General features: G+C 73.2%; 5 protein-coding genes. 2 read left to right on the forward strand and 3 right to left on the reverse strand.

Translation table 11 applies throughout. The features are described 5' to 3' along the window. Positions 1-66: 66 nt before the first annotated feature. Both dapC and fdxA read right to left on the reverse strand, forming a co-directional pair. Positions 67-1164 carry a succinyldiaminopimelate transaminase gene (gene dapC / locus ACWF94_RS30500; protein ID WP_453495641.1) on the reverse strand — a complete coding sequence of 366 codons (1098 nt, stop codon included), beginning with the start codon at positions 1162-1164 and terminating at the stop codon, positions 67-69. Positions 1165-1300: 136 nt separating this feature from the next. Continuing rightward, positions 1301-1621 carry a ferredoxin gene (gene fdxA / locus ACWF94_RS30505; RefSeq protein ID WP_019058397.1) on the reverse strand — a complete coding sequence of 107 codons (321 nt, stop codon included), beginning with the start codon at positions 1619-1621 and terminating at the stop codon, positions 1301-1303. A gap of 113 nt (positions 1622-1734) precedes the next feature. Here fdxA and ACWF94_RS30510 point away from each other — a divergent pair, with 113 nt between their 5' ends. Both ACWF94_RS30510 and ACWF94_RS30515 read left to right on the forward strand, forming a co-directional pair. Next, entirely contained in the window at positions 1735-2781 is a 1047-nt protein-coding gene (locus tag ACWF94_RS30510; RefSeq protein WP_453495646.1) for a GNAT family N-acetyltransferase, read from the forward strand. 185 nt (positions 2782-2966) lie between these two features. Further along, on the forward strand, positions 2967-3806 hold the full coding sequence (locus ACWF94_RS30515) for a transglutaminase family protein (RefSeq protein ID WP_453495649.1): 840 nt from the start codon (positions 2967-2969) through the stop codon (positions 3804-3806). Positions 3807-4079: 273 nt separating this feature from the next. Here ACWF94_RS30515 and ACWF94_RS30520 read toward each other — a convergent pair. Beyond that, a partial coding sequence (locus ACWF94_RS30520; RefSeq protein WP_453495652.1) for a hypothetical protein occupies positions 4080-6021 on the reverse strand: 1942 nt, incomplete at its 5' end.

The following is a 6021-nucleotide window of genomic DNA, read 5'->3' on the forward strand; positions in this document are numbered from 1 at the left end:
GTACGCGAGGGAGGCACTCGTACTCGTACGCGGAGGAGGCACTCATACGGGGGACTCGTCGCGGGGTCAGCCGCCGAGGCGCTTGACCGCCGCCGCCACCCGCTCGTCGGTCGCCGTCAGCGCGACCCGGACGAACCGGTCCCCCGCCGTCCCGTAGAAGTCGCCCGGGGCGACGAGAATCCCGAGCCCGGCCAGATGCGCCACCGTCTCCCAGCACGGCTCGTCGCGCGTCGCCCACAGATACAGGCTCGCCTCGCTGTGCTCGATCCGGAATCCGTGCCCCTCCAGGGCCGCCCGCAGAACGGCGCGGCGGGCCGCGTACCGCGCCCGCTGCACGGTGACATGGGTGTCGTCACCGAGCGCGGCGATCGTGGCGGCCTGCACGGGCGCCGGGGTCATCATGCCGCCGTGCTTGCGGATCCGGAGCAGCTCGCCCAGGACCGTGTCGTCGCCCGCGATGAACGCGGCACGGTACCCGGCCAGGTTGGAGCGCTTGGAGAGGGAGTGGACGGCGACGATGCCGTCGTACGCGCCACCGCAGACATCGGGGTGGAGCACCGAGACCGGCTCGGCTTCCCAGCCCAGCTCCAGATAGCACTCGTCGCTGAAGACCAGGACGTCGTGCTCACGCGCCCAGGCGACGATCCGGGCCAGCTCGTCCCTGGCCAGGACCCGCCCGGTGGGGTTGGACGGCGAGTTGAGCCACAGCAGCTTCAGACCCGCCGGGTCCAGCTCGCACGGGTCGTCGTAGTCGACGGGGGTGGCGCCGCAGAGCCGGGCGCCGACCTCGTACGTCGGATAGGCGAGCCGCGGGTAGGCGACCTTGTCGCCCGCGCCGAGGCCCAGCTGCGTCGGCAGCCACGCCACCAGCTCCTTGGAGCCGACGACGGGCAGGACGTTCGTATGCGCGACATCGATCGCGCCGAGCCGGCGCTCGACCCAACCGGTGAGCGCGTTCCGCAGGGCGGGGGTCCCCCACACCGTCGGATAGCCCGGCGAGTCGGCGGCCTCGATCAGGGCGCGCTGGATCAGCTCGGGAACGGGGTCGACGGGGGTCCCGACGGAGAGGTCCACGATGCCGTCGGCATACGCCGATGCCGTCGCCTTGTACGGCTCCAGCTTGTCCCAGGGGAAGACGGGCAGACGCGAAGAGACTGCGAACACGGGCTTTCTCTTTCCGGGGTCACTCGTGTGGCACACCTGGGCTTCCGGAGTCACTCGTGTGTCACACGTGGGCTGAACACCTCGGTCCCGTACGGACGACGACCGTACGGGACCGGCTGATGATCGGGCTCGCCGACTACTGGTTCTGCGGCGGCAGGGCGGCGACGAAGGGGTGATCGCGCTCGATCAGGCCGAGCTTGGAGGCTCCACCGGGCGAGCCCAGCTCATCGAAGAACTCGACATTCGCCTTGTAGTAATCCTTCCACTCCTCCGGCGTGTCATCCTCGTAGAAGATGGCCTCGACGGGGCACACCGGCTCACAGGCCCCACAGTCGACGCATTCGTCCGGGTGGATGTACAAGGACCGGGAGCCCTCGTAAATGCAGTCGACGGGGCACTCCTCGATGCATGCCTTGTCCTTGACGTCGACACAAGGCTGCGCGATGACGTAGGTCACGCTGTCGTTCCTCCTCGGTAGGGCTGCATTGCGCGGGAGCGCGGCGTCGTCGATGCCCGCCTCTAGTATCTCCGTTCCTGAGGACGATCCGAACAGGAGGGCCTGGCAGAGCTGTGGAATTCATCGGCGCCGGACGGCTCGAAGTCCGTATTACACCCCTTGACGTGGGCAAACGTGTATCAATCCGGCGTCTCGCCGACCCCGGTGGCGGCCCGGAGAAGTTCACCGACACGGTCGGCGTTCTCACATCCTGGGACAAAGGTGTGCTCCTGGTCACACGCAGAGCGGGGGACCGCGTCCGTATTCCGGAATCGTCCCTGGTCGCGGGCAAGGTCGTACCCGCCGGACCGGCCCGCCGCCGGGGTCCCGCCGCCGGATTCGGCGAGCTGGCCCGGGTGACCGCACGGGCCTGGCAGCCGGTGGAGAGCGAACGGCTCGGCGAGTGGGAGCTGCGGGCCGCCTTCCGGGAGGTGCCGGGCCAGGCCGGACAGCGGGTGGGTTTCACCCGGCGGGCCAATTCCGTACTGCCGCTCGGCGAACCGGGACTGCCGCTCGACGACGCCCTCGCCAGGGTCCGCACCTGGTACGAGGCCCGGAAACTGCCCGCCTATGTGCAGGCGGCGACCGGTGCGGCCGGGACGCAGGAAACCCTCTGCGCCGAACTGGAAGCGCGCGGCTGGTGGCGCGAGGTCTCGGCGGACGTACGGATCGGGGGACTCGCCCCGGTCGCCGACCTCGACGCGCCGGTCGAGCGGGTCGTCCTGGAGCGCTCCGCCGACGAGGGGTGGCTCAGGCGCTACCAGCGCTCCGTCGAGCCGGGGCCGCATGTGCTGAAGGTGCTGGGCAGCGGCCCATCGGTGTGGTTCGCCTCGGTGCCGGGACCGGGACCGGGGCCGGGGCCCGACGAGGTGCCCGCCGCCATCGGGCGGTGTGTGGTCGACGGGCGGTGGGCCGGTTTCATGGCGGTCGAGGTGGACCCGGCGTACCGGCGCCAGGGCCTGGCCACCGCCGTGATGACCGCGCTCGCCCGGCGGGCGCTGGAGGAGGGCGCGTCGGCGGCATGGCTCCAGGTGGAGACGGACAATGAGGAGGCGCGGGCCCTCTACGCGGGCATGGGGTTCGCGACACACCACAGCTATCACCACTTCCGGTCGGCCTGACGTCCGGTCCGCATCGCTTCCGGTCCGCATCACTTCCGGTCCGCCCGACGTCCGCACCGGCTGGCTTCCGGCTGACTTCCGGCTGACTTCCGCACCGGCTTGGCTCAGGGCGTCGGACGCGGTGCGTACGGTCGAGGTGTGCGCGGACGGGTGCGTAAGGACCAACAGACGGGTACGGGTGGCATATGCACGACGATTCCGCCGACCACCGGGGCCGGTTCGCCGATGAGGCGCGCTCGGAGCGCCCCGACCTCGCCCTGCTGTGTCTGCTGGTGGGCGCGGTGGCCGACCCCGACCTGGACGACGCCGGAGTGGACGCGGCCCAGATCGAGCTGGACCGGCTCGCCGGGCGGCTGCCGTACGGGGCGAAGGGCGCGCGTGCCTGGGCGCTGGCGCTGGGTGACCTGCTGGGCGACCGCTGTGGCTTCCGGGGCTCCCCGGGCGACTACCAGCGCCTGGAGTCCTCGCTGCTGCACGCGGTGCTGACCCGCCGCCGGGGGCTGCCGATCCTGCTGTCGGTGGTCTGGATCGAGGTGGCACGGCGGGCGGGCGCGCCGGTGTACGGGGTCGCTCTGCCGGGCCACTTCGTGGTCGGCTTCGGCGATCCCGGGGACCCGGGCGGGCAGGTGCTCGTGGACCCGTTCGCGGGCGGCCGGCTGCTGACCGGCGCCGATGCGGAACTGCTGGTGACGAGCGCGACCGGCGTGCCGCTCGACCCGTCGATGCTGAGCCCGGCGCCTCCGCTCGATGTGGTCGTACGGATTCTGAACAACATCCGCGCCTGGGCCGCGGCCCGCCCCGAGCAGTCGGCGGTCGCGCTCTGGGCGGTCGAACTCTCCCTGCTGCTGCCCTCCCATCCCGCCCGGCTGCGCTACGAGCGCGCACAGCTCCTGGTCCGGCGGGGCGACTTCCTCACGGGCGCGGCCGAGCTGGACGCGTACGCGGATGTGGTGGCCGCCGTGGAGCCGTCGACGGCGGAAGCGATCCGGGGGCGGGCGCGGGCGGCCCGTTCGATGCTGAACTGAGGGGCGCGCGGGTGAGGGCGCGGGGAGGCGGGCCCTCCGCTGCCGACCCGCTCCGGAACGGGCGCGATACGGATCGGGCACCGTGGAGGGTTCACAGCGGTCCGGGGTCCGGGGTCCGCGGCGGTCGGTCCGCTGGTCGCGGCGGCCTGGGCGCGGGGACAGGAGCGGCCCCCGCACCCGGGCGGGTGGGCGGGGGCCGTCAGAACGAGTCGGGCCGGGGCCTGGGCCTGGGCCTTCGGCGCACCGGTCGCGCGGGCTCGCGTTGAGCGGGGATCAGCTCGCGTTCAGCGGGATCTCCGCCGTACGCTCCTGCGCTGTCCTGCCGCGCAGCGCCGGGCCCATCGCCTGGGCCACATCGGCCGCGCTCAGCTGGTGCCGCTTGCCGTCGCCCTTGGTGATCATGATGCCGTCGAAGACTCCTTCGAGCAGCTCATCGATCGCCTCCCTGTTGTAGACCTCCACCAGTTTCCCGTCGACCGGCTTCATGGAGAGGATCTTCGGCAGTGATCGGGCCGGGCCGAACTGGATCTCCTTGCCGCCCGCCCTGATGGTGATGCGGTCGGACATCGCGGGCTCGGCGAACTCCTTCATCGCCCGGTCCAGCTCGGCCTGGGTGATGGACGGTTTGCGGGCGGTGACGGGGAGGGCGACGGCGCCGGGTGTGCCGGTCTCGACCTGGGCGCGATAGGCGTCCTCGACCGCGCGCATGGACCGGGCGGCGTCCAGTGTCTGGCCCGCCTTGCCCGGTACCGCGGTCACCTTGCCCGGCTCGAAGGTGATGGTGCCCTCGACGGCCGAGCCCGAGGTGCCCGCCAGATCGGCGAGGGCGACACCGAGCTTCTCCTCGTCCACGAGGATGACCGGTTCGGCGACGCGCTCACCGCCGAAGAGGGAGCCGATCACCGAGACGGGGTTGTAGTCGCTGCCCGCCGCGCCGCGCGCCGTGGCCTGGCTGTCCAGGGAGAGTCCCGCCTTGTCCGGCGCGAGCGTCTCCTTCTTGTCGCCGACGGTGAGCTGGAGGGGGGCCGCCGCACGCTCGCCGAGGGCCGCGTCGAGCTTGACCGCCGCCTGTTCCCTGGTGCCGCCGCCGATGTCGACACCGAGGACCGTGGTGCTCTTCGGGACCTCGGAGTGGTTCATCAGCAGACCCGCGCCATAGGCGAGACCGACCAGCACCACGACGCCGACGCCCGCGAGGACCAGCTTGGAGCGGCCCTTCTTCTTCGCGGGCGCGGGGGGCGCGGGCCGGGGGGCGGGCGCGGTGTCGGAGGCCGGGGCCGCCGGGCCGCCGGGGCCGCCGGGGCCGCCCGGGAACTCCGCGGGGGAGCCGCCGGGCCCGCCCTGCTGTGCCGGGGCACCCGGTCCGGAGCCGCCGGGAACGGGGAACGGCGATCCGTGCTCCGGCCTGATCACCGGCATGCCGCTGGTGAGCGTGTCACCGGAGACATTCCCACCGGGACCGGGACCAGGGCCGGGACCAGGACCAGGGGCGGCGCCCGCGTCGGGGGCCGGCTTCTGCGGAGTCAGTACGGCGGTGTCGTCGGACATCCGGGGTACACCGGCTGCTCCCGGCCCACCCCCGGGCGCACCGGCACCCGGCCCACCGGGACCGCCTGCCTGCGGACCACCGGGACCACCACCCTGCGGCACACCAGCTACACCGACCTGCGGAACACCAGTCACACCGGCCTGCGGAACACCAGTCACACCGGCCTGCGGACCACCCGGACCATCAGCCCGGGGAACACCCGGCGTGCCGGGCGCCGGAGCAGTCGGGGCCCGGTGCGCTCCGGGGCGCGGCCGGATCGGCATGGTGCCCGTCGCGGGGCCGCCCGTCGCCCCGGTCGGCGGGTGCGGTGCCGGGGACGGGGCCGCGCCCCCGGGCGCGAATCCGTTCCCCCCGCCCGTCGCCGGAGGGACGTCGGCGGTCGCCGCCAGATCGCTGAGGGAACTGCCTCGGCGCGGGACGATGCCCGGCTGGCGCACGGCGCCCGGCGGCCGGCCATCGGTGGAACGCGGGCCGCCCGGATCACCGCCGCCCGTGCCCGGGGACGGGATTCCCGCGCCGTTCGACCCGCCCCTGCGGGGGGCGAACCAGTCGTTGAGGGACTTCTCCCCGCTCCTGGGCGCCCCTGGCTCCGCCGGGGGCGCGGGTGCCGGTGCGGGTGCCGAGGAAGCCTGCGGCACGCCGATCGCGGGCATCGCGGCCGTACGC

Source organism: Streptomyces sp. NPDC055078, assembly GCF_053607985.1.

What these genes read in the sequence shown, in the direction of transcription:
- ACWF94_RS30515 (WP_453495649.1), top strand. Translation starts at nt 2,967, where the DNA reads ATGCACGACGATTCCGCCGACCACCGGGGCCGGTTCGCCGATGAGGCG.